Annotated in this window: 19 protein-coding genes; 4 read left to right on the forward strand and 15 right to left on the reverse strand. The window is 62.1% G+C overall.

Features of this window, described 5'->3' with window-relative positions; all coding sequences use genetic code 11:
• Positions 1–14: 14 nt before the first annotated feature.
• From rfaE1 to gyrA, 14 genes are all read right to left on the reverse strand, one after another.
• Entirely contained in the window at positions 15–947 is a 933-nt protein-coding gene (gene rfaE1, locus BG83_RS0108235) for a D-glycero-beta-D-manno-heptose-7-phosphate kinase (protein ID WP_024976263.1), read from the reverse strand.
• A 38-nt stretch (positions 948–985) separates the two neighbouring features.
• A complete protein-coding gene (locus tag BG83_RS0108240; RefSeq protein WP_024976264.1) occupies positions 986–2,350 on the reverse strand; it encodes a UDP-glucose dehydrogenase family protein in 1,365 nt (454 codons plus the stop codon).
• A 64-nt stretch (positions 2,351–2,414) separates the two neighbouring features.
• Positions 2,415–3,689 (reverse strand): lipopolysaccharide assembly protein LapB, encoded by a 1,275-nt coding sequence (lapB, locus tag BG83_RS0108245; RefSeq protein ID WP_024976265.1) that lies wholly within the window; start codon positions 3,687–3,689, stop codon positions 2,415–2,417.
• Between the two features lie 3 nt (positions 3,690–3,692).
• The gene (locus BG83_RS0108250) at positions 3,693–4,016 is read right to left on the reverse strand and encodes a LapA family protein (protein ID WP_004629192.1); all 324 of its coding nucleotides are present in this window, start codon (positions 4,014–4,016) and stop codon (positions 3,693–3,695) included.
• Positions 4,017–4,197: 181 nt separating this feature from the next.
• The gene (locus BG83_RS0108255; protein WP_024976266.1) at positions 4,198–4,626 is read right to left on the reverse strand and encodes an integration host factor subunit beta; all 429 of its coding nucleotides are present in this window, start codon (positions 4,624–4,626) and stop codon (positions 4,198–4,200) included.
• Positions 4,627–4,671: 45 nt separating this feature from the next.
• On the reverse strand, positions 4,672–6,360 hold the full coding sequence (rpsA, locus tag BG83_RS0108260; RefSeq protein ID WP_004629196.1) for a 30S ribosomal protein S1: 1,689 nt from the start codon (positions 6,358–6,360) through the stop codon (positions 4,672–4,674).
• A gap of 135 nt (positions 6,361–6,495) precedes the next feature.
• Positions 6,496–7,191: a (d)CMP kinase gene (gene cmk, locus BG83_RS0108265; protein ID WP_024976267.1), complete on the reverse strand. Its 696-nt coding sequence runs from the start codon at positions 7,189–7,191 to the stop codon at positions 6,496–6,498.
• A 26-nt stretch (positions 7,192–7,217) separates the two neighbouring features.
• The gene (gene aroA / locus BG83_RS0108270) at positions 7,218–8,522 is read right to left on the reverse strand and encodes a 3-phosphoshikimate 1-carboxyvinyltransferase (RefSeq protein WP_024976268.1); all 1,305 of its coding nucleotides are present in this window, start codon (positions 8,520–8,522) and stop codon (positions 7,218–7,220) included.
• Between the two features lie 25 nt (positions 8,523–8,547).
• Positions 8,548–9,456, reverse strand: a complete 909-nt coding sequence (locus tag BG83_RS0108275) for a prephenate dehydrogenase (protein ID WP_024976269.1) — start codon at positions 9,454–9,456, stop codon at positions 8,548–8,550.
• A gap of 96 nt (positions 9,457–9,552) precedes the next feature.
• Positions 9,553–10,677: a histidinol-phosphate transaminase gene (gene hisC / locus BG83_RS0108280; RefSeq protein ID WP_024976270.1), complete on the reverse strand. Its 1,125-nt coding sequence runs from the start codon at positions 10,675–10,677 to the stop codon at positions 9,553–9,555.
• Positions 10,678–10,729: 52 nt separating this feature from the next.
• A complete protein-coding gene (pheA, locus tag BG83_RS0108285) occupies positions 10,730–11,845 on the reverse strand; it encodes a prephenate dehydratase (RefSeq protein WP_024976271.1) in 1,116 nt (371 codons plus the stop codon).
• A gap of 87 nt (positions 11,846–11,932) precedes the next feature.
• Complete coding sequence (serC, locus tag BG83_RS0108290; RefSeq protein ID WP_024976272.1) at positions 11,933–13,069, reverse strand: 3-phosphoserine/phosphohydroxythreonine transaminase; 1,137 nt, start codon at positions 13,067–13,069, stop codon at positions 11,933–11,935.
• A 113-nt stretch (positions 13,070–13,182) separates the two neighbouring features.
• Positions 13,183–13,743, reverse strand: coding sequence for a DUF2059 domain-containing protein (locus BG83_RS0108295; protein ID WP_012761551.1), 561 nt, complete (start codon positions 13,741–13,743; stop codon positions 13,183–13,185).
• Between the two features lie 128 nt (positions 13,744–13,871).
• Positions 13,872–16,541 carry a DNA gyrase subunit A gene (gene gyrA / locus BG83_RS0108300; RefSeq protein WP_024976273.1) on the reverse strand — a complete coding sequence of 890 codons (2,670 nt, stop codon included), beginning with the start codon at positions 16,539–16,541 and terminating at the stop codon, positions 13,872–13,874.
• Between the two features lie 432 nt (positions 16,542–16,973).
• Between gyrA and ompA the strand changes: the two genes are divergently transcribed.
• Entirely contained in the window at positions 16,974–17,630 is a 657-nt protein-coding gene (gene ompA, locus BG83_RS0108305) for an outer membrane protein OmpA (protein ID WP_024976274.1), read from the forward strand.
• A 176-nt stretch (positions 17,631–17,806) separates the two neighbouring features.
• On the opposite strand, the gene BG83_RS0108310 is transcribed toward ompA, so the two are convergent.
• Positions 17,807–18,313 (reverse strand): glycine zipper 2TM domain-containing protein, encoded by a 507-nt coding sequence (locus BG83_RS0108310; RefSeq protein WP_024976275.1) that lies wholly within the window; start codon positions 18,311–18,313, stop codon positions 17,807–17,809.
• 160 nt (positions 18,314–18,473) lie between these two features.
• Here BG83_RS0108310 and ubiG point away from each other — a divergent pair, with 160 nt between their 5' ends.
• The 3 genes from ubiG (at position 18,474) to BG83_RS0108325 (ending at position 23,793) form a co-directional block, all read left to right on the forward strand.
• A complete protein-coding gene (gene ubiG, locus BG83_RS0108315) occupies positions 18,474–19,190 on the forward strand; it encodes a bifunctional 2-polyprenyl-6-hydroxyphenol methylase/3-demethylubiquinol 3-O-methyltransferase UbiG (protein WP_024976276.1) in 717 nt (238 codons plus the stop codon).
• Positions 19,187–19,876 (forward strand): HAD-IA family hydrolase, encoded by a 690-nt coding sequence (locus BG83_RS0108320; RefSeq protein WP_024976277.1) that lies wholly within the window; start codon positions 19,187–19,189, stop codon positions 19,874–19,876. Before ubiG ends, BG83_RS0108320 begins: the two co-directional genes overlap by 4 nt.
• A gap of 119 nt (positions 19,877–19,995) precedes the next feature.
• Positions 19,996–23,793, forward strand: coding sequence for a DUF748 domain-containing protein (locus BG83_RS0108325; RefSeq protein ID WP_024976278.1), 3,798 nt, complete (start codon positions 19,996–19,998; stop codon positions 23,791–23,793).
• Positions 23,794–23,806: the final 13 nt, after the last annotated feature.

Consider the following 23,806-nt stretch of genomic DNA (forward strand, 5'->3'; position numbering starts at 1 on the left):
CGTTGATCAGGTGATCAGTTGAAGAGTTCTGCGTGGGTGACGACAGCCGTGCCCAGCTTGCCGACCACGATGCCGCCTGCGCGATTCGCGTACTGCACGGCTTCCTTGATGTTGGCGCCCGCGCCCAGCAGCGTGGCCAGTGTGGCGATCACGGTATCGCCGGCGCCGGAGACGTCGAACACTTCGCGCGCCTGCGCCGACACGTGCAGCACCTCGTGCTCCGTGTAGAGCGTCATGCCTTCTTCCGAGCGGGTGAGCAACAGCGCCTCGAGCTGCAACTCGCGACGCAGGTTCTGTGCACGGATGGTGAGGTCCTGCTCCGATTTCCATGAACCCACCACCTGGCGCATCTCGGCACGGTTGGGCGTAATCATGGTGGCACCCTTGTAGCGCGAATAGTCATCGCCCTTCGGGTCGACCAGCACGCGGCGGCCCGCTTGGCGCGACGTCTCGATCATCTTGCCGACGTGCGTGAGACCGCCCTTACCGTAGTCCGACAGCACCACCACATCGTGCTGCGGCACTAGCGTGGCGAAACGATCAAGCACCGACATCAGCACTTCGTGCGTGGGCGCGTTCTCAAAATCGACGCGAATCAATTGTTGCTGACGTGCCAGCACGCGCAGCTTGATCGTCGTGTTGACCGCCGGGTCACGATGCAGGTGACCCGTAACGTGGCTCTCGCCAAGCAGCGTTTCGATGGTGCGGCCCGGCTCGTCGTCGCCAATCACCCCGAGCATGGTGGCCTGCGCGCCCAGTGCCGCCACGTTGCGCGCCACGTTGGCGGCACCACCCAGGCGTTCTTCCTGACGCTTGATCTGCACGACCGGTACCGGTGCTTCCGGCGAAATCCGATCGACGTCTCCAAACCAGTAGCGGTCGAGCATCATGTCGCCGACCACGAGAATGCGGGCGGCGTGGATCTGTTCGGAAGCGAGCGTGGTCATGGGTCTGGGCGTCGGCAGCGGCCGGTGGGTCTCGGTGATTACGATTGGGTGGAGCGCCCGATGGCCTGGTATTCAAAGCCCGCGTCGCGCATGGCTTGCGGCTCGAACAGGTTGCGGCCGTCGAACACCATCGGGGTCTTCAACAGGGCCTTCACGGCGTTGAAATCCGGGCTACGGAACGCCTTCCACTCGGTCACGATGACCAGCGCGTCGGCATTCTTGAGCGCGTCCATCTGACCGGCACAGAACGTCACACGTTCCAGTTGCTCGGCAGAAAGATCGAGTGCCAACGCGTGGCGGGCTTCTTCCATCGCAACCGGGTCATACACTTGCACCCGCGCGCCACGCGCCAGCAGCGCAGCAATCAGGATGCGGCTCGGTGCTTCGCGCATGTCGTCGGTGTTCGGCTTGAAAGCCAAGCCCCAAATGGCGAAGGTGCGGCCGGTCAGGTCGGCGCCCATGCGGTCTTCGATCTTGTCGACCAGCACTTCCTTCTGCTTGTCGTTGACCGCTTCAACGGCTTCCAGCACGTGCAGCGTCTGACCGTACTCCTGCGCCGTGCGCACCAGCGCCTGCACATCCTTCGGGAAGCACGAACCGCCGTAACCAGTGCCGGCGTAGAGAAAGCTGTAGCCGATACGCGGGTCTGAGCCGATGCCCAGGCGAACGAGTTCGATATCCGCGCCCACCTTGTCGGCCAGATTGGCCATCTCGTTCATGAACGAGATGCGCGTGGCAAGCATTGAATTGGCGGCGTACTTGGTGAACTCGGCGGAGCGCACGTCCATGTAGAACGTGCGTTCGTGGTTGCGGTTGAACGGCGCGTAGAGGGTGCGCATGATGGCCTTGGCGCGTAGGCCGTCGTTATCGCCATACGTGCCGAGCACGATGCGGTCCGGGCGCATGAAATCGTCCACCGCGGCGCCTTCTTTCAGGAACTCCGGGTTCGACACCACCGAGAAGCCGACGTCCGACTTGCCGCGCGTTGCCAGTACTTCACCAACCGCAGCGCGCACCTTGTCGCCCGTTCCCACCGGCACCGTCGATTTGTCGACGATCACCTTAAAGCCCGTCATGTGCTGGGCGATGTTGCGGGCGGCCGCGAGCACGTACTTCAGGTCGGCCGAACCGTCTTCATCTGGCGGCGTGCCCACAGCAATGAACTGCACGTCGCCGTGCGCCACGCTGGCAGCCACGTCGGTCGAAAACTGGATGCGGCCGGCCGCGCGATTGCGCTCGATCAGCTCCTTCAGACCCGGTTCGTAGATGGGCACGCCGCCGGCGTTGAGCAGATCGATCTTCTTCTGGTCGACGTCGAGGCAGAACACATCGTTGCCCAGCTCTGCCAGACAAGCGCCGGTGACCAGACCGACATAACCGCTACCGATGATGGTGATTTTCATACGAACACTTAAAGATTAAAAAAGCGCCAGCGCGGCCGCTACAAACACGCCACGCCGGACTGAGTTACATGCTGGCGCCGCCGCTGCCGCCGAGCGTCTCGGTCCGGCGCGGTGCATACGTTTCCCAGCGGTTGCAGCCGGGGCATTGCCAATAGAACAACCGCGCCCGGAAACCACACTCCTGGCAGGTATAGCGCGCCAGATTGCGCGTACGGCTTTGCAGCAGATCGCGAATGGCGCCGAGATCCTGCGCGCGCTGAATGTCGGCATTGCTGCCCGCTTCAACGGGGTCTGCCAGCGCACTTTCGGCTACATCGGCCGTCGCGGGCGCTTCATGGCCAACCGCCTCAGACGCCCGTGTCGCTTCGGCTTCCACCAGCCGCGTCAACGCCATCAACGAGGGCTGACGACGGATCTGGTCGCGCATCAGCGCCACGGCATCGTCGATACCGTGGACATCCAGTTCGTATTTGTAGACGGTGTCGAGCAGTTCGGGGCCCAGGCGCGCATCCATCTTGGAGCGCAGCCAAGCGAGTCCCTCGGCGGCACGGCCAAGCTGCGTGTACGCCTTCATCAGGCGTTCAGCCACCAGCGGCAAGAACGCCGTGTTTTGTTGTTCAATGCTGCGCCAACGCTTGATGGCGCCTTCAACATCGCCCCGCCCTTGCGCCACATCGCCCAACTGGATGGTAGCGCGCACGTTCTTGGGATTTTCCTGCAGGGCACGTTCCAGCCACTCGACGGCAGTCGGCACGTCCTTGCGCTGCAGCGCTTCCTGCGCGACCTCGCAGCAGAACTGCGCAATCTGCACGGCGTAATCCTTGCCTTGCAGCTTTTGCAATTCGCGCGCTGCGTCAATGGCCTTGCGCCACTCCTTCTCGATTTCGTACAACTCGAGCAGCACGCGCTTGGCCGGCTCGGCGAATGTGCCTTCCATCAGCATCCGCAGGGATTCCTCTGCGCGATCCAGCAGGCCCGCGCGCAGGAAATCCTGTCCCAGTTCAAACAACGCGTGATCGCGCTCATTGGGGGGTAGATCGGGACGGTTGACGAGATTTTGGTGAACGCGGATAGCGCGTTCGGTTTCGCCGCGCCGGCGGAACAGGCTACCGAGCGCAAAGTGCAGCTCCGTGGTCTCCGGGTCGAGACGCGCAACTTCAATGAAAGCGTCGATGGCCTTGTCCGGCTGCTCGTTGAGCAGGAAATTCAGACCCTTGAAATACGAACGCGGCAGCGACGATTGTTCGGTGCGCAACTGGCGGGCATCGAGCCGAGCAGCCACCCAGCCCAAGCCAAACACCAGGGGGATGGCCAGCAGCCACCAGAGATCAAAATCCATGCGTCAGACCTTGGGGCCGGGAACGTGATACGGAGAATCGGCGACCACGGGCGTCGGCACCTCGGTCACCTCTTCGGCCTTCTTCATGCGACCGATCTGGCGACGCAAGCGGCTTGCCGTAAAGCGATGCCGCATCACGCGCGGTGCCATCGCCAGCATGGCCAACAAGATGCCGGCGACGAAGAATGCCAAGGCGATCAGGATCAACGGTGCATGCCAGACCACGCCAAACGGGAGCACGAGCGAGACTTCCGCCGTGTTGTGCAGTGCCAGCACGAAGAGCAGCACGAACAACAGAATGCGGATGACCCAGACGAGAAATTTCATGCGGATTCGGAAACGGACGGCGGTGAACAGCCGGAAACGGCGCGATTGCCGGGTTGTGCCGCATTGTAGCGGATTCATATGGCGGCCAGCCACGCCGGGCTTGGCGGCAGACAAGCATCGTCGGAATAAAAAACGCCCCGACAAGCGGGGCGTTCTTGAAACTACCAAGTGCTACCTAGGCTTAGCGCGACATGGCTAGCGGCACCACCGTGTCTACCGGAAAACCGGCAGTCTGGCGGGTGCTGTCAGTCTGTCGCACGGCCTTTACAGCCGCAAGCGACACGGCAGGCTCGCCCTCCGAAGAAGGCTCGCCTTGTCGCTCCAGGCTGCGGTCAACCCGTTCGCGCAACTCCTTGCCTGCCTTGAAGTGCGGCACCCGCTTCTCGGGTACCAGCACCTTCTCGCCCGACTTGGGATTGCGACCGACACGCGGCGGACGACGATTCAGACCGAAACTTCCGAATCCGCGGATCTCGATGCGGTGGCCGTCCGCCAAGGCGTCGGACATCGCATCCAGGATCGTCTTGACCGCGATATCGGCATCCCGCAGCAGCAGCTGCGGGAAGCGGGCGGCCAGCTTTTCCACGAGTTCGGACTTGGTCATGGGCATCTTGCGCGCGTCCTCGTCGTTCTTTAGGGTCGACCCGGTTGATGCTTACTGATTGGTTTCGTTCAGCTTGGCCTTCAGGAGCGCGCCGAGGTTCGTGGTACCAGCTGCGCCGGTATCCGCCGAGAACTTCTGCATCGCTTCCTGTTGGTCAGCGCTGTCCTTCGCCTTGATGGAGACGTTGATGTTGCGCGACTTGCGATCGATGTTGACGATCATCGCGGTCATCGTTTCGCCTTCCTTCAGCACGTTGCGGGCATCTTCCACGCGGTCGCTCGAGATTTCCGAGGCGCGCAGGTAGCCTTCAACGTCGTCAGCCAGCTGCACCACGGCACCCTTCGGATCAACGGCCTTGATCGTGACCTGCACGATCGAACCCTTGTCATTGGTCGAGATGAAGTTGTTGAACGGGTCGCCCGACAGTTGCTTGATACCCAGCGAGATGCGTTCCTTGTCGACGTCGATGGCCAGCACAACAGCTTCCACTTCGTCGCCCTTCTTGTACTTGCGAACGGCTTCTTCGCCAGTCTCTTGCCACGACAGGTCCGACAGGTGCACCAGGCCGTCAATGCCGCCCGGCAGACCGATGAACACGCCGAAGTCGGTGATCGACTTGATCTGGCCAGCCAGCTTGTCGCCCTTCTTCTGGTTGCGTGCGAAATCGTCCCACGGGTTGGCCTTGCACTGCTTCATGCCCAGGCTGATACGACGCTTGTCTTCGTCGATATCCAGAACCATGACTTCCACTTCGTCGCCCAGTTGGACAACCTTCGACGGGGCCACGTTCTTGTTGGTCCAGTCCATTTCCGACACGTGGACCAGGCCTTCGATACCAGCTTCGATCTCGACGAATGCGCCGTAGTCGGTCAGGTTGGTCACCTTGCCGAACAGACGGGTGCCTTGCGGGTAGCGGCGCGAGATGCCGACCCACGGATCTTCGCCCAGTTGCTTGACGCCCAGCGAAACGCGGTTCTTCTCTTGGTCGAACTTGAGGATCTTGGCGGTGATTTCCTGGCCAACCGACAGCACTTCGCTCGGGTGACGCACACGACGCCATGCCAGGTCGGTGATGTGCAGCAGACCGTCGATGCCACCCAGATCCACGAACGCGCCGTAGTCGGTGATGTTCTTGACGATACCGTTGACGATCGCGCCTTCCTTGAGCGTCTCCATCAGCTTCTGGCGCTCTTCGCCCAGCGTAGCTTCAACCACGGCACGGCGCGACAGCACAACGTTGTTGCGCTTGCGGTCCAGCTTGATGACCTTGAATTCGAGGGTCTTGCCTTCGTACGGCGTGGTGTCCTTGATCGGACGCACGTCGACGAGCGAACCCGGCAGGAATGCACGAATACCGTTGACCATGACGGTCAGGCCGCCCTTGACCTTGCCAGTCACCGTACCGGAGATGATCTCGCCGGATTCCAGTGCCTTCTCAAGGTTCAGCCACGAAGCCAGACGCTTGGCCTTGTCGCGCGACAGGATGGTGTCGCCGTAGCCGTTTTCCAGCGCGTCGATTGCGACCGAAACGTAGTCGCCGACTTGCACTTCCAGCTCGCCCTGGTCGTTCAGGAATTCTTCGACCGGAACAAAAGCTTCAGACTTCAGGCCCGCGTTCACAACGACGAAGTTGTGGTCGATACGCACAACTTCCGCAGAGATCACTTCGCCAGCCTTCATATTGGACTTGGCGATCGACTCTTCGAACAGGGCGGCAAAAGATTCGTTAGTTTGGGACATAAAAAATAGGCATCCGCAGAACATGCCTCGCATTGCTTTCGCACAGAATGGGCGAAGACACGCATGCGGGGTTATAAGTTGAACAACCGCCGGCGGCGACATGCCACCGGCACCGATCGAACCGGTTCAGCCGAGTCAGTTCGCCTTGTTGGCGCCCTGCACTTGGCGGTACCAGTCCAGTACCTGCGCGACCACTTCATCGACCGTCATGTCGGACGAATCCAGTTGCCGCGCATCTTGCGCCGGACGCAGCGGCGCGACACTACGGGTGCGATCCCGCAAATCACGCGCCTCCAAGTCCTGCGAAAGACTTTCCACTGTAGCAGAAAAACCCTTTGCAATCAATTGTTTATAGCGCCGCTCGGCGCGTGCCTGCACGCTTGCCGTCAGGAACACTTTGAGCACCGCTTCGGGGAAAACCACCGTGCCCATATCGCGGCCGTCGGCCACGAGACCGGGCGCTTCCAAGAACGCCCGCTGACGTGCGTGCAACGCCTCACGCACCGCGCCATGCACGGCGATCGCCGAAGCTTGGTTGCCAACGGACTCATGGCGCAGCGCCAAACTCACATCCTCGCCCTTGAGCCAGATGTGATCTGCCTTGAAGCGCACATCGAGTTCGCGTGCGATACGCACAAGACTCTCAACGTCGTGGTCGTCGATGTTCTCGCGCATGCTGGCGAGCGCCACCAATCGGTACAGCGAGCCGCTATCTAGCAGGTGAAAACCGAGCAGATCAGCGATCTGGTGAGCGACCGTGCCCTTGCCAGATGCGGTCGGTCCGTCGATGGTGATGACCGGATACGGCATGGAAGCAGCGGTTTCGGACATGATGAACTCGGGCAGTTAATTGCGATTCAAGCGGTGATGCCGCCGAACGCCGTGAAATATTCCGGGAACGTCTTGGCGACGCAGCGCGGGTCATTGATACGCACGGACACTGGGCCGAACGCCGCCAGTGAGAAAGCCATCGCCATGCGGTGGTCATCGTAGGTGTCGATGCCGCCGGCCGGCGGGGTCCATTGCGACGGAGGCGTCACGCGAATGTAGTCGGGACCCTCCTCCACCTCGGCGCCAAGCTTGCGCAGTTCCGTAGCCATGGCGCTCAGCCGGTCGGTCTCCTTGACGCGCCAGCTCGCAATATTGGTCAGCGTGGTCGTGCCGTCGGCAAACAGTGCGGCCACCGCCAGCGTCATTGCCGCATCTGGAATGTGATTGCAATCCAACTCGACGGCGTGCAGCTTGCCGTCGTCCCGCTCGGCGCCCCGCACTTCGATCCAGTTGCCGCCGGCCATGACGTTGGCGCCCATGCGGTTAAGCGCGTCGGCAAAGCGGACGTCGCCCTGGATGCTAGACATGCCCACACCCTCCACACGCACCGGCCCACCACCAAGCGCGCCGGCGGCCAGGAAGTACGACGCGGACGAAGCATCGCCTTCCACAAAGATCTCACCCGGCGCCTTGTAGGCAACGCCGGTCGGCACGGTGAACGACGCCCAGCCGTCGCGCACGACCTGCACGCCGAAGCGCGCCATCAGGTTCAGCGTAATCTCGATATAGGGCTTGGAAATCAACTCGCCAACCACTTCGATGGTGACATTGCCGGCAGACTCGACCAGCGGCAGCGCCATCAGCAATGCCGTCAGGAACTGGCTTGACACATCGCCGCGCACGCGGATCGGTGCGTCGATCTTGACCGGTGCGGCGTGGATCGCCAGCGGCGGATAGCCAGCGTTGCCCGTGTAGTCGATGCGCGCGCCAACTTGGCGCAGCCCGTCGACCAAGTCCCCAATCGGCCGCTCGTGCATGCGCGGCACGCCGTGCAGCGTGTACTCGCCGCCTTGCAGCGCCAGCGCGGCCGTCAGCGGGCGGATGGCTGTGCCGGCGTTGCCCATGAACAGATCAGCCGACTTGTTCGGAAAGCGGCCGCCAGTGCCGGTGACACGGTATGCGTTGTCGCCCAGGCCCTCGACCGAGACGCCCAGCTTGCCAAGCGCATCGAGCATGACGCGCGTGTCGTCAGAGTCGAGCAGGTCGCGCACCGCGGTTTCACCCTGCGCGAGTGCAGCCAGCAGCAGCACACGGTTGGAGATGCTCTTCGAGCCCGGCAGCTTGATGGTGCCGCGCGCCGTCTTCAGCGGACCGACGTCCAGATATTCCATGAATCCACTCAGTTCAAAACAAACGTTATTCCGGTTGTGCGCCAGTGGCATTTCCCGGTGCCGCACGTTGCGGCCACGCCAAGCGCGCTTCGCTGGCACGGCGGAACACGCGCTCGAGCGCGACACCGTCGCGCTCCGCAATCATCGCCTTCAGACGCCCGATCACCGCTTCGTACGTTGTGAGTTCGCGCAGCAGCGCATCGCGATTCGACAGGCAGATGTCACGCCACATCTCGGGCGATGATGCGGCGATGCGCGTGAAATCGCGGAAGCCGCCACCGGCAAAATCGAGCTTGAGCGCCCCGTCTTCTGCATTGATGATCTGCGCGACCAGCGCATATGACAGCACGTGCGGCAGGTGGCTGACGGCGGCGAACACGGCGTCGTGCTGCACGGCCGACATGATGTGGCAATACGCTCCCGCCGCCTCCCACATCGCCTGCACACGGGCAACGTCGCTGCGCCGATTTTCCTGCAGGGGGCAAAGCACGGTCTTTTTGCCGACATAGAGATCGGGCAGCGCAGCCTCCACGCCGTTCAACTCGCGGCCGGCAATCGGGTGGGCCGGAACGAACTGGCTGACCTGATCCCCCAGCGCCGTCTTGGCGGCCATGATGACGTCTGACTTGGTGCTGCCGGCATCCGTGACGATGGTGTCCGGGCCCAGATGCGGCTGCATGGCGAGCAACAATGGCAGCGTCTGCGCGACGGGCGCGCACAGCACGACCATGTCGGCGCCGCGCACGGCCTCTTCCATCGGCAAGGCTTCGTCGATCACGCCAAGACGGATCGCCGCCTCAAGCGACGCGGCCGATCGCCCGACGCCTACGACATGCCCAACCACCCCCGCACGACGCAAGCCCAGCGCCAGTGAACCGCCGATCAGACCGACGCCGACAATCACCAACCGGGAACTGGAAAAAGAAGAGGCCACAACACCGCCCTGCCAGAAAAAAGCAAAGCGGCATTGTAGCCCGATGTGCGCGGCGCCCGAGCCTGATACGGGGCGCTGCAGCGGTTGCGATAGAAGTTACGCGGCGGCTTTTTCCTGCGCCAGCGCCACTTCGAGTGCATCGATGAAGGTGGCGTTTTCTTCTGGCAAGCCGATGCTGATGCGCAGCCATTGCGGCAAGCCGTAGTTGCCGACCGGACGCACGATCACACCTTGCTTGAGCAACGCAAGGTTCACACGCGCACCGGCGCCAGTGTCATCGCCCACGCGCACCAGCACAAAATTGCCCGAAGACGGCACGTACTGAAGGCCCAACCGATCAAACGCGTTCGTCAGCTGCACGTAGCCGGCAGCGTTCAGTTCAGCCGATTGCCGCAGGAATTCCGCGTCATTGAGCGCCGCCACAGCAGCGGCCTGCGCCAGGCTATTTACGTTGAAAGGCTGGCGGATGCGGTTGAGCAGATCGGTCAACTGCGGCTGCGCGATGCCATAGCCGACACGCAAGCCAGCCAGCCCGTACGCCTTGGAGAACGTTCGCGACACCAGCAGGTTCGGGTACTGGCGCACCCAGGCAGTGGAGTCGTACTGCTGGTCGGGCTTGAGGAACTCGTTGTACGCCTCGTCCAGCACGACGACGACCGTCGGCGGCACCTTGGCCAGGAACGCCGCAATCTCGTCGGCCGACAGAAACGTGCCGGTAGGGTTGTTCGGGTTGGCAATGTAGATCAGACGCGTGTCCGGCGTAATTGCCGCGGCCATCGCATCGAGGTCATGGCCGTACTCGCGAGCCGGCACCTCGATGGCGCGCGCACCCACCTCCTGGGCTGCCAGCGCATACACGGCAAAAGAGTGCTGCGCATAAATCACAGCCTGCCCCGGCGATACCAGCGCGCGCGCCGCCAGTTCGAGGATGTCATTGCTACCGTTGCCGAGCGTGATCCATGTTTCCGGCACGCCAAACCTGGCATGCAACGCCGCCTTCAGGCTGAAGCCGTTGGCGTCCGGATAGCGCGCCAGCTCGTCAATGGCCGAGGCCATCGCGTTCTTGGCTGACTGCGGCATGCCCAGCGGATTTTCGTTGGACGCCAGCTTGACGATGCGCGCGGCATCCAGACCAAACTCGCGTGCCACTTCGGAAATCGGCTTGCCGGCCACATAAGGGGCGATGGCGCGGACATACTCGGGGCCGAACTGCAAAGACATGGGGTGCTCCTCTGTTATCGACGCTCTGCCCGTGCAGAGCGCCTTGAATCCCTCAATGTGCCGAGGGATAGGACCCCAACACTTTGAAATACGCCGCGTCGTGACGCAGCTTTTCCAGCGCGCGCGCCACCTGCGGGTCACGCTGATGGCCTTCTACGTCGACGTAGAAGTAGTACTCCCACGCGCCGCTGCGCGCCGGACGCGACTCGAAGCGGCACATCGACACGCCGTTCTCTGCCAACGGCGCCAGCAACTTGTAGACAGCGCCGGCCTCGTTCGGCACTGACAGGATCAACGATGTCTGATCGCGTCCGCTCGGCTCCGTCTCGTAGTTGCCGATCACGACAAAGCGCGTGCGGTTGTGCGGATCGTCTTCTACGTTGGCACGCACCACGTGTAGGCCGTAGCGGTTGGCCGCCTGCACGCTTGCCAGCGCCGCAACGGTTTCGTCCTCGCCAGCCATGCGCGCTGCCTCAGCGTTGCTCGACACAGCCTCGCGGGGCAAATTCGGATAGTTCGTGTTCAACCACCGTTGGCACTGGGCCAGCGCCTGCGCATGCGCACGCACCACCTTCACCTGCGACATGTCGCCCGTCTTGTGCAGCAAGTTATGGTGCACCCGCAGCGCGATCTCGCCGCTGATCTTCAGCGACGTCTGCAAGAACAGATCGAGCGTGCGCGACACCACGCCTTCCGTCGAATTCTCGACCGGCACCACACCGCAATCGACCGTGCCGGACTCCGCCGCACGAAACACCTCGTCGATGCTCGGGCACGGCATCGGCTGGATCTCGTGGCCGAAATGCGCGATCACCGCCTGCTCCGAGAACGTGCCCGCCGGGCCGAGGTAGCCGATGCGCAGGGCCTGTTCCAGACCACGGCAGGCGGACATCACCTCGCGCCAGATGGCGGCGATGCTCTCGTCGTGCAGGGGCCCTTGGTTGCCTGACTGCATCTTGCGGATGACCTGCAGCTCGCGGTCCGGCCGGAACGCCGGTGACGAATAGCGCTTCTTCACCTCGCCCACTGCCTGCGCCACCTTGGCACGGTCGGAGAGCAGCGTAAGCAGCTGGTTGTCAATTGCGTCGATCTGCGTGCGCAACGGCGCAAGCTCCGCCGCCAATGCGGCGTCCTTGTTTTGCTTCGTATCGTCTGACTGACTGGTCATTGTAGGAATCTGGTTCGGCAACGGATTGCAAATTGCCGCGCGAAGCGGGCGCTTCGCGCAATGTTCTGCCGTGATTGAGAGTCAGCCTTACGCAGACACTCGTTCAAACTCACGCATGAAGTCGACCAGCGCCTCTACGCCTTCCAGCGGCATCGCGTTGTAGATGCTTGCCCGCATGCCGCCCACGGACTTGTGGCCCTTGAGCTGCACCAACCCGCGCTCGCGCGCCTGCGTGAGGAACGCCTCGTTGCGCGACTCGTCGTTGAGGAAGAACGGCACGTTCATGCGCGAACGGCACGTCGGATGGATTTCGTTGCGGTAGAAGCTGCTGGCGTCGATGAAGTCGTACAGCATCTTCGACTTGATGATGTTGCGCGTCTCCAGCGCCTCAACCCCGCCCTGGCGCTTGATCCACTGGAACACGAGCCCCGCGATGTAGATGGCGTAAGTGGGCGGCGTGTTGTACATCGAGCCGTTCTCGGCCACGAGGCGCCAATTGAATGCCGAGGGGCACAGCGGGTGGGCGTGCCCCAGAAGATCCTTGCGGACGATGGCAATCGTCAGGCCGGCAGGGCCGATGTTTTTCTGCGCGCCGCCGTACAGGACCTGATAGCCGCTCCAGTCGATCGGCCGCGAGAGGATGTGGCTCGACACGTCGGACACCACCACACGCCCGTGCGCCTGACCGACGTCTGGCGTCTCCTGATATTCAACGCCAACAATGGTTTCGTTCGTGCACAGGTGCACGTAGGCCGCGTCCGACGACAACTTCCAGCTCGATACATCCGGGATCTTGTGGAAGCGCTCGGCCTCGCTGGTGGCAGCGATGTTCACCTCGCCATACTTGCGCGCTTCTTGCTGTGATTTGACCGACCACGTGCCGGTGACGACGTAGTCAGCCTTCGGCGCATCCGCCGACAGCCGACGCATGAGGTTCAGCGGCACGATGGCGTTTTCGGCGATGGCGCCGCCTTGCAGGAAGAGGATTTCGTAGTTGTCCGGCACCGCAAGCAACTGCCGCAAATCGCCAAACGCGGCTGCCAGGATGCTTTCAAATTCCCGGCCGCGATGGCTCATTTCCATCACGCTCATGCCGCTGCCGTGCCAGGAAACCATCTCCTCTTTCGCCTGTTCCAGCACCTCGAGCGGCAACACCGCCGGACCTGCCGAAAAGTTGTACACGCGCGCCTGGCTGGCTTGAAGGGCTCGATCCGCTTGGTTCATAGGGCGAAGGGCAAAAGAAAAATGGCTGTCTGGGCGCAAACCCAAACAGCCATTATCTACCAACTGGCAGGGCGACGGGGATTGCGCCCCGATCGTCCGCCTATGCCGGCTAATTACTTCGCAGCGGCGGCAACTTCCTTGTCAGCCATGTCGCGCATCTTCTTGCCGACTTGCGGACCGTACTTCTGCATCACGTTGCCCCACACTTCCTGCATGGCCTTGCCTTGGTTGGCCATGAACTTCTGGCCGCTCGGCGTCTTCAGGAATGTGGTCAAATCTTTGATTTCCTGGGTCGAGTAGTACTTGCCCAGCGAGTCATAGTGGGCTTGCAGAGCGTCCTTGCGGAAGGCTTCCGTGTCGAAATCCTTGCCAGCACCGTCGGTCATGCGCTGCACGGCGCCGTTCTTCTTCAGCTTGTCGACAGCAGCTTGCTTCTGCTTGTCGTTCAGAGTCTTGTTCTCGACCAGCGCCTGCTCCAGCACTAGCGGGGCTTCCTGCTTAGCGCCATTGGCCAACACTTCACCCTGACCCTTGATGGCTGCATCAACGTTCATCGTCGTCAGCAGATCTTTGATGGCAGCCGTCTTGTCCGCGTCGCCAGCCTGCGCGAACGCAAACAGCGGAGCGAAACCGGCCACTACGATCAGATGTTTGAGTTTGAGACTCTTGTGCATTGTTGCTCCCTTGAGATAAGCGTTGCGTTTAGGCCGGGCGTGTGACGCAAAAGTTCCAAGCCCTTGCCGCGCACAGGTCCGGCATCATGACAGAACTGCGCCTAACGGCAAGCAAAAGATGTTTCTAATTATGTCTCGCTGCTGTCATCCACCTGTGCATCGGCACCCGGGGCGGCATCCGCCGCATCGGCACCCTCAACACCGTCCGCACCTTCAGCATCGGACTCCATCACGCGTTGCAGCCCGGACAGCTTGTTGCCCTCACCCACCGAGATGAGCGTGACGCCCTGCGTGGCACGACCCATTTCACGGATCTCGTCCACCCGTGTGCGGATCAGCACGCCGCCCGTCGTGATCAGCATGATCTCGTCTTCAGGCGCCACCAGCGCGGCGGCCACCACCTTGCCGTTACGCTCGGAGGTCTGGATGGCGATCATGCCCTTCGTCCCGCGGCCATGTCGCGTGTATTCCGAGATCGGCGTGCGCTTACCGTAGCCGTTCTCGGTGGCGGTCAGCACGCTGCCAGCGCCCGACTGGGCACCGTCGCCTTCGGTTTCCGCTGGCGCGACCAGCATGGCAATCACTTGCTGGCTCTCTTCCAAGTTCATACCGCGAACGCCGCGCGCCTGACGACCCATCGGCCGCACGTCGTTCTCATCGAAACGCACCGCCTTGCCAGCGTCGGAGAACAGCATCACGTCATGCTGACCATCGGTAATGTCCGCGCCGATCAGGAAATCGCCCTCGTCCAGGTCCACCGCGATGATGCCGGCCTTGCGCGGGTTCGAGAATTCCGTCAACGCTGTCTTCTTGACCGTCCCCTTGGAGGTGGCCATGAACACAAAGTGCTGCTCGTCGAACTGCTTGACCGGCAGGATCACGTTGATCTTCTCGCCCGGTGACAGCGGGAACATATTGACGATCGGACGACCGCGCGAGTTACGGCTGCCTTGCGGCACCTCCCAGACCTTCAGCCAGTACAGACGGCCGCGATTCGAGAAGCAAAGGATGTAGTCATGCGTGTTGGCAACAAATAGCGTGTCGATCCAGTCGTCTTCCTTCGTCGCAGCAGCTTGCTTGCCGCGGCCGCCACGCTTCTGCGCACGGTATTCGGAAATCGGCTGGCTCTTCATATAGCCGCTGTGTGACAACGTCACCACCAGATCCTGCGGCGTAATGAGGTCTTCTGTATCCAACTCGGTCGCATTGTGCTCGATTTGCGAGCGACGCTCATCGCCAAATTCCGCGCGGATCGCGGTAAGTTCATCGACGATGATGGCGGTAATGCGTTCCGGCCGCGCCAGGATGTCCAGCAGATCGGCGATCTGCGCCATCACTTCGCGGTATTCCTGAACGATCTTGTCCTGCTCCAGTCCGGTGAGGCGCTGCAGGCGCATCTGCAGGATTTCCTGCGCTTGCGTATCCGACAGCTTGTACAGGCCGTCGCCTTGCATACCGAATGCAGGCAGCAGGCCTTCCGGACGGTAGGCGCCACCGCCGCCTGAGGTTTCACTCTCGGCGCGAACGAGCATGTCGCGCACCAAGCCCGAATCCCAGCTGCGGGTCATCAACTCAGCCTTGGCAACCGGGGGGGTCGGAGCTGCCTTGATGATGGCGATGAATTCGTCGATGTTGGCGAGTGCAACGGCCAGACCTTCCAGGATGTGACCACGCTCGCGCGCCTTGCGCAGGTCAAATACCGTGCGACGCGTCACCACCTCGCGGCGGTGCAGCAGGAAGCACTCGAGCATCTGACGCAGGTTCAGCAGACGCGGCTGGCCGTCGACCAGCGCGACCATGTTCATACCGAACGTGTCCTGCAGCTGCGTATTCTTATAGAGGTTGTTGAGCACAACCTCCGGCACTTCGCCGCGCTTGAGTTCGATCACCACGCGCATACCAGACTTGTCCGACTCGTCGCGAATATCGGAAATGCCTTCGATGCGCTTTTCGGTGACCAGCTCGGCGATACGCTCGAGCAGCGTACGCTTGTTAACTTGATAGGGCAGTTCATCGACGATGATCGCCTGGCGTTGGCCCCGATCGATATCCTCGAAGTGCGTCTTGGCACGCATCACCACGCGCCCGCGGCCGGTGCGATAGCCTTCACGCACACCCGAAATGCCGTAGATGATGCCGGCCGTCGGGAAATCCGGCGCCGGGATCAGCTCAATCAGTTCATCGACCGTCGCTTCCGGGTTGCGCAACAAATGCAGGCAGCCATCAACGACTTCATTCAGGTTGTGCGGCGGAATGTTCGTCGCCATACCCACCGCGATCCCGGACGACCCATTGATCAGCAAGTTGGGAATGCGGGCCGGCAGGACAGACGGTTCAGTTTCGGAACCGTCGTAGTTTGGCTCGAAATTGACCGTTTCCTTGTCGAGGTCGGCCAGCAGTTCGTGGGCGATCTTCGACAGGCGGATTTCGGTGTAACGCATCGCCGCGGCATTGTCGCCATCGACCGAGCCGAAGTTGCCCTGGCCGTCGACCAGCATGTAGCGCAGAGAGAAGTTCTGCGCCATCCGCACAATGGTGTCGTATACAGCAGTGTCGCCGTGAGGGTGATACTTACCAATCACATCCCCGACGATACGGGCAGACTTCTTATAGGGGCGATTCCAGTCGTTGTTCAGCTCGTGCATCGAGTACAACGCACGACGATGCACCGGCTTGAGACCATCCCGCACATCTGGAAGGGCGCGGCCCACGATCACGCTCATGGCGTAAGCGAGGTACGAGCTGCGCATTTCTTCTTCGAGCGATACCGGGAGTGTCTCTTTGGCGAATTGATCCATTGGGCGAACGGTGAGAGGTCCCCTAGTGAGCACAGTGGTGCCCACAGCGGGACGCTGCGGTTGCGCGAATAACAGAACATTTTACCATGCCGCAAGCCCCTCCCCCTCATACGCGCGAGCGACGCATCGTCAACCCCGGGCACGTTCCCTGCGAGGGAGGACAAAACCGGCGAGCCAGTCCCCATAAGGGTTTGCGAGCCATTTCCTGCCTTGTTGCGTACACACCACAAGGCCGTGGTGCCCCGTTCGAATCGCTTATATTTGCTTTTTAGGAGTGCGTGCTTGTGGCACAATCCCCCAGCGAAGAGGCAGACATTGTTCGAAGTGGAGCCTTCACCACACCGAGAATGTTATACTCCGAAGAATGTATGACTTGTTTTCGTCCCATCTGCTCGCAGTCTTCTGCGGTGATCTCATCCTGAGAGGAGAAATATGAAAAAATTTGCCAAGCTCGCGTTCGCTGCAGCTGCGGTAGCCATGGCTGCGTCCGCTTACGCTCAGTCGGTGCCCTACGAAAAAAAGGCCGTCAACGACAACTGGGGTAACGGCACGAGCGAGTGGGTCTGGAAGAACGGCACGAACGAACTGTGCTGGCGCAATGGCTTCTGGACGCCGGCAACCGCCAACGCTCAGTGCGACGGCGCTCTGGCTCCGGCTGCTGCTCCGACGGCTGCTCCGGCTGCTCCGGCTGCCCCGGTTGTGTCGAGCGAAAAGGTTACGTTCGCTGCTGACACCCTGTTCGATTTCGACAAGGCTGTGCTGAAGCCGGAAGGCAAGGCCAAGCTGGACGACCTGGTCTCGAAGCTGAAGGGCATCAACCTGGAAGTCGTGATCGCCGTTGGCCACACCGACTCGTTCGGCTCGGACAAGTACAACGACCGCCTGTCGGTCCGTCGTGCTGAAGCCGTCAAGGGCTACCTGGTCAGCAAGGGCATCGAAGCCAACCGTGTCTACACGGAAGGCAAGGGCAAGCGCCAGCTGAAGGTTGATCCGAAGTCGTGCAAGGGCACTCGCAAGGCACAAATCGCCTGCCAGCAGCCGAACCGCCGCGTGGACGTCGAAGTGGTCGGCACCCGCAAGGCTCAGTAATTCGGTTCACACCGGGAAAAAGCCCAGCGAAAGCTGGGCTTTTTTTCGCCTATATATCGGCAGATGCCCTCCGCTGGTCTGCTAAGGGAATAGGCACGAAAAAAGCGATGACGCCCAATGCGCCATCGCTTTTTCTATTTGGGGCACCCGATGCCCCTTTCTCATGACCGCCCTTCTTATTGATAGGAAGGAGTCGCCTGGTCGTTAGCAACCATAGCGCGATCGCCAACCCGCAGATTGTTCGGGTTTCGCTGCGTGACGGTCGCGACGCGGCCATCATCCAGGCGCACGGTAATGCGGTACACCGTTTGACCACTCGCTCCGGCGCGCTGTTCGACTTGGTTGCCTGCATAGGCGCCAAGTGCTGCGCCACCAATAGTCGCGACTGTGTTACCCGTACCGCCGCCAACCTGATGGCCTAGAATGCCGCCGGCCACGCCGCCGATGATCGTGCCCAAAATACCCGGACTATTTGCCGGGGCCTGCATCGGCTGGATCGATTCGACCCGGCCATAAAGGGCGCCCGTTTGCTGTGGCTGCCCGCTATAAGCCGGTTGCTGGCCATAGGCCGGTTGTTGAGCATACCCACCGTTATAGCCACCGCCGTAACCCGGCGCGGCGCAGCCCGCCAGAGCCGTCAGGCTCGCAACACCCAGTCCTATCAGAATTTGTTTGGATTTCATTGATCTCTCCTTGAGCGAAGGTGACAGTTGGAGGAATTGCATGCGCGTTTGTTCACTTCTGTTTCAATGTGAAACCTTTTTGCGAACCCCGTGATTTGGTCGGGGCGACGCTTTTTGGTACATTTCCTCACCTAGCAGATATGCCCTGGCGCAGCGCAACATGACGACCACTCACGCGAACGCCGATCCCGGCGAACTCGAAAAATTCAGCGAACTCGCCCACCGCTGGTGGGACCCGAACAGCGAGTTCAAACCCCTGCACGAAATCAATCCGCTGCGCCTTGACTGGATTCAGTCGATTGCACCGCTGGCTGGCAAACGCGTCGTTGACGTCGGCTGCGGCGGCGGCATCCTTTCAGAGAGCATGGCGCGTGCCGGTGCCAACGTCAAAGGCATCGATCTGTCCCGCAAAGCATTGCGTGTCGCCGACCTGCATAGCCTCGAGGCGGGCATTACCGTCGATTACGAGGAGATCGCCGCAGAAGCACTGGCCGCACGCGAGCCAGGTAGCATCGACGTCGTCACTTGCATGGAGATGCTCGAACATGTGCCGGATCCGGCATCCATTGTGCGCGCGTGCGCGACGTTGGTGAAGCCGGGCGGTTATGTGTTTTTCTCGACCATCCACCGAAACGCGAAAGCGTATCTGCTGGCAGTCATTGGTGCGGAGTACGTCCTGAACATGCTGCCGCGCGGCACGCATGACTACGCCAAATTCATTCGCCCCTCGGAGCTAAGCGCGTTCGTACGTGGGGCTGGCCTCCAGGCGCAAGAGATGCGCGGGCTGGAGTACAACCCTATCACCGGCCGCTACGCCCTCGCGAAGGACACCAGCGTCAACTACTTGATGGCGACGCGCCGTCCGGCCGAGGCATGACGGTGCGCCTGTTTCCTGGTCCGCTGGGTGCGGTGCTGTTCGACCTGGACGGCACGCTTGCGGACACGGCCCCCGATCTGGCTGCTGCGGCCAACAAGGTACGCACCGACCGCGGCCTCGAACCGGTGGACTACGAAGCGCTGCGCCCGGTTGCCTCGCATGGTGCCCGCGGGCTGATTGGCGTGGCCTTCGGCGTTGGGCCGGGGGATGCGGAATTCGAATCGCTACGGCTGGCGTTTCTCGCCAACTACGAGGCGGAAATCTGCGTGCGCACGCAGTTGTTTCCGGGCATGGCCGACGTGCTGGTCGAACTGGGCCGCGCGGGTATCCCCTGGGGCATCGTCACCAACAAGTCTGGCCGCCTAACGGTACCGCTGGTTGCACAGCTGCCATTACCGGTGCCGCCGGCCTGCGTCGTTGCAGGTGACACCACGCCGCACGCCAAGCCCCACCCCGCCCCGCTGCTGCACGCAGCCGAATCCATCGGCGTCGATGCACGGCAGATCGTCTACGTGGGTGATGACCTTCGCGATATCGAAGCGGGCCGCGCTGCCGGCATGCCTACCATTGCAGCCAGTTACGGCTATTGTGGTAATGGACCATCACCCGTGGAATGGCGCGCCGATGCGCTGATCGCCAGCGCTGCCGAGCTGATTCCGCTGCTGCTCGAATCGCAACGCGCTTGACCACGATGCCCGGGTGAACGCCTGGGCCTCGCATCTTTCAGGACCGCCGCCTCCCATCGGGGACCTGGCGGTCGACCGACTGACGAAGTAGGCCACGCCATGGCCGGACCGACACCAGCATGAGCACCTCCCCCGATTCGCGCCCTGATAAGCAATCGAATACCAACGGCTGGCGCGCACGGCTTGACCGCGTGCGCGGTACGGCAGGCTGGCAACGCGCGGCTCAGGTCGGTACATCGCGGCGCACCAAGCGCACCGGGATCGGCGTGCTGATCTTCCTGGTGGTGTTCGGGCTGCTGGGCGCATTCGGTGGCCCCCCGTTGCTGCGCCACCTGGCTCAAACCCAGCTCAGCAAGCTGCTGGAACGGCCGGTTTCGGTCGGCAAGATCAGCATCAACCCATACACGCTGCGGCTTGATGTCGACCGGCTCCACATTGCCGAACGCGACGGCAAAACGCCGTTTGTCGACGTCGGCCATCTGCATGTGAACGCGTCGTGGAGTTCGATCTTCCGCCGCGCGCCCGTCATTGAAGAGCTCAGCATCGAGGCGCCGCAGGTGCGTATCGTGCGCACCGCCGAACAGCGCTTCAACTTCTCCGACATCGCCGACAGGCTAAGCCAGCCGGAAAACCCGCCCAAGCCCAAGTCGGACGAGCCGGCGCGTTTCGTCTTCGCCAATCTGCAGTTGACCAACGGCGCGATCGATTTTGTCGACCAGTCGCTCGGTACGCAGCACAAGGTGGATGGTCTGCAGATCGGTGTACCTTTCCTGGCGAGCCTGCCAGCCGACGTAGACATCTTCGTGCAACCGCTGCTGGCAGCGCGTATCGACGGCGCGCCGTTGCGTTTCGCTGGCAAGACAAAGCCGTTTGCCGATTCGCTCGAATCGAACCTCAACGTCAAGATTGATGGCCTGGATCTGCCCCGCTACCTCGGCTACGTGCCCGGCCCGTTGCCCGTGGCGGTGCCGCAGGGCAAGCTCACGACCGACCTGACGATCGAGTTCCAGAAGCCGAAGAGCGGCGCGCCGGTGCTGCGCGTGCACGGCACGACCGGCCTCGACAACCTGGAAGTGGTCGACGCCAAGAAAGCGCCCCTGGTGGCCGCCAAACAGGTGCGCGCAACGTTGAGCGACGTACGCCCGCTCGACAACGTATTCCACCTCGACGCGCTGACGCTGGATGGCGTGCGCGTCGATGCCACGCGTGGTGCAGATGGAGCGATCAATTTCGCGCAACTCGGCGGCAAACCCGTACCTGCCGAAGCGAATGCTGCCAAGGCAGAGCCAACGCCGACCGCCAAGCCGAAGCCCTTGGATGTGGTGGTCAGCAAGCTGCAAGTGGCGAACAGCACGGTCCATTGGCGAGACGCGACCACGCAGCCGGCTGCCGACCTGACACTGGAAGACCTCCACGGCGACATTGGCGTGCGCACGTTGGGCGGTCCGACCACGCTCGATGTGGGTGCCAAGCTGGCGCAAGGCGGCACGCTTAACGTCAAGGGGAACACATCGCTGGAGAAAAACACCGGCGAGCTGGAACTGAAGCTGGACGGCGTGAAGCTGGCCGGCATCGGCCCGTATCTGCGCCAGGCGGGCGCACCGCAATTGCAGAACGGCGCGCTGTCGGCCGACGGCAAGGTGGCGCTCGACTTCGGGCCGGACAAATTCAACGTGCGCGCGGAGCCGCTGACCGCAAGCCTGGCCGACCTGTCGCTGGCGCCCGCCACGGGCAAAGATACCGCGCTGCGCGCCAAGCTGCTGCGCGCCGATGTAAAGAGCTTCGACCTGAGCACCCGCACCATCGCACTGAACGAAGTGCGTGCCGACGGCCTGCAGATCGACGCGCTACGCAAGAAGGATGGTACGACCACGTTGACCCTGCTCGATGGCCCGCAGCCGGTGGCGGGCACTGCAGCGGGCAAATCGGCGGCGCCGGTCAAACCCAGCACCAAGTCGAACGCCCCGGCCGAAAAACCCTGGGCTGTGACCGTGCAGACGCTGAAGCTGGACAACAGCGCCGTCGGCTTTGAAGACCAATCCAATTCGCGCCTGGTCAAGGTGCGTGTCGAACCGCTGAACGTGGTCGTGCAGAACGCGTCGACCGATCTCGGCAAGCCCGTCAATGTGCAGATTGGTGCGGGGCTGGGCGCCAAAGGCAAGCTCGATGTGCGCGGCGAGGTGGTACCACAGCCGCTGAAGGCCGACCTGCGCGTGAACTCGCAAAACCTGTCGCTGGCGGGCTTCGACCCGTATCTGGACAAATCTTTGAATGCTGCGATCACGAGCGCGCTGCTGTCGATGGATGGACGCCTTGTGCTGAATCAGGGCAAAGCGCTGACGGTGAACTACCAAGGCAACGCGACGCTGGGCAACGTGCGCCTGCAAGACCGCGTGAGCTCGGATGACTTCTTGCGCTGGCGCTCGCTCGCGCTGAACCGCATCCAGGCGAATTACGACGGCACCACACCGCGCGTGCGGGTGGGCGCCGTTGCGCTTTCGACGTTCTACGCGCGGATCATCATCAACCCGAACGGCCGCCTGAACCTGCAGGATATCCGCGTGCAGCCGACCGAGGAGCGCCGATCGCTGACGCAAAGCGAACCTGCATCAGCATCGGCTGCCGCCGCTTCCGCCCCGGCAGCCGCGCCGGCGGTAGCTTCGGCCCCAGTTCCAGCGCCTGCGTCGGCCGTAACCGTAACAGCCACTGGTCCCACCACGCCCAAAGCGGGCAGCGCCGACTTGCGTGTTGATGCCATCACGCTGCAGGATGGCAACATCCGGTTCACGGATAACTTCGTCAAACCGAACTACACCGCCAACCTCACGGCCATCGGCGGCTCGATCGGCACGATCAGCACCGCCGCCAACCAGACACCTGCCGACGTAACGTTGCGCGGCAGTGTCGATGGCACAGCACCGGTGGACATCCACGGCAAGGTCAACCCGCTCGCGCCCACGGCCTTTGTGGATCTCACTGCCAAGGCCGACGGCGTGGAGCTGACCAACCTCACGCCCTACTCTGCCAAATACGCCGGCTACCCGATCACCAAGGGCAAGCTCACGATGGATCTGCACTACTTGCTCGACCAGGGCAAGTTGACCGCCGACAACCACATCTTCATCGACCAGCTAACCTTCGGCGATCGCGTAGAAAGCAAAGACGCCACCAATCTGCCGGTGCGCTTGGCGGTGGCGCTGCTGAAGAATTCTCGTGGCGAGATCGACGTGCGCGTACCAGTGTCGGGCTCACTCGATGACCCGCAGTTCAGCATCGGCGGCGTCATCCTGCGTGCGTTCGTCAACCTCATTGCGCGCGCCGTGACGGCGCCGTTCTCCTTGCTCGCCAGCGCATTCGGCGGCAGCGGCGGCGAAGAACTCGGCTACATCGAGTTTGATCCGGGCACTTCGGACATCACCCAAGCGTCCTTCGCCAAGCTTGACAAGCTCGCCACTGCACTCAAGGACCGCCCGGCGCTCAAGGTCGACATCGTCGGCCGCGTCGACCCGGAGTTTGATCGTGATGGCCTGCGCCGGGAGGCAGTGAACCGTCAGATCCGTGAACAGAAACTCAAGGATGCAGGCGACTCCGCCGAAGCCGATACGACGGTCAAGCCGGAAGAAGAGAACAAGTACCTTGAACGCGCGTATAAAGCCGCAAAATTCCCGAAACCCCGCAACGTGATCGGCCTGGCCAAGTCCTTGCCGCCCGATGAAATGCGCAAGCTGATGGAAACCAATGTACAAGTGACGGATGCGGATCTGCGGGAGCTTGCCCAGCGTCGGGCGAATGCGGTGCATGTGGCGCTGGCGGAACGTGTGGATCCGGGGCGCCTCTTCGTCGTAGCGCCGAAGCTGACCGCCGAAGGCATCAAGGACAAGGGCAAGACGACGCGGGTTGATTTCTCGCTGAAGTAGCCCATCTATGGGA

The organism is Ralstonia pickettii (assembly GCF_000607165.1).
Lineage (GTDB): Bacteria > Pseudomonadota > Gammaproteobacteria > Burkholderiales > Burkholderiaceae > Ralstonia > Ralstonia holmesii.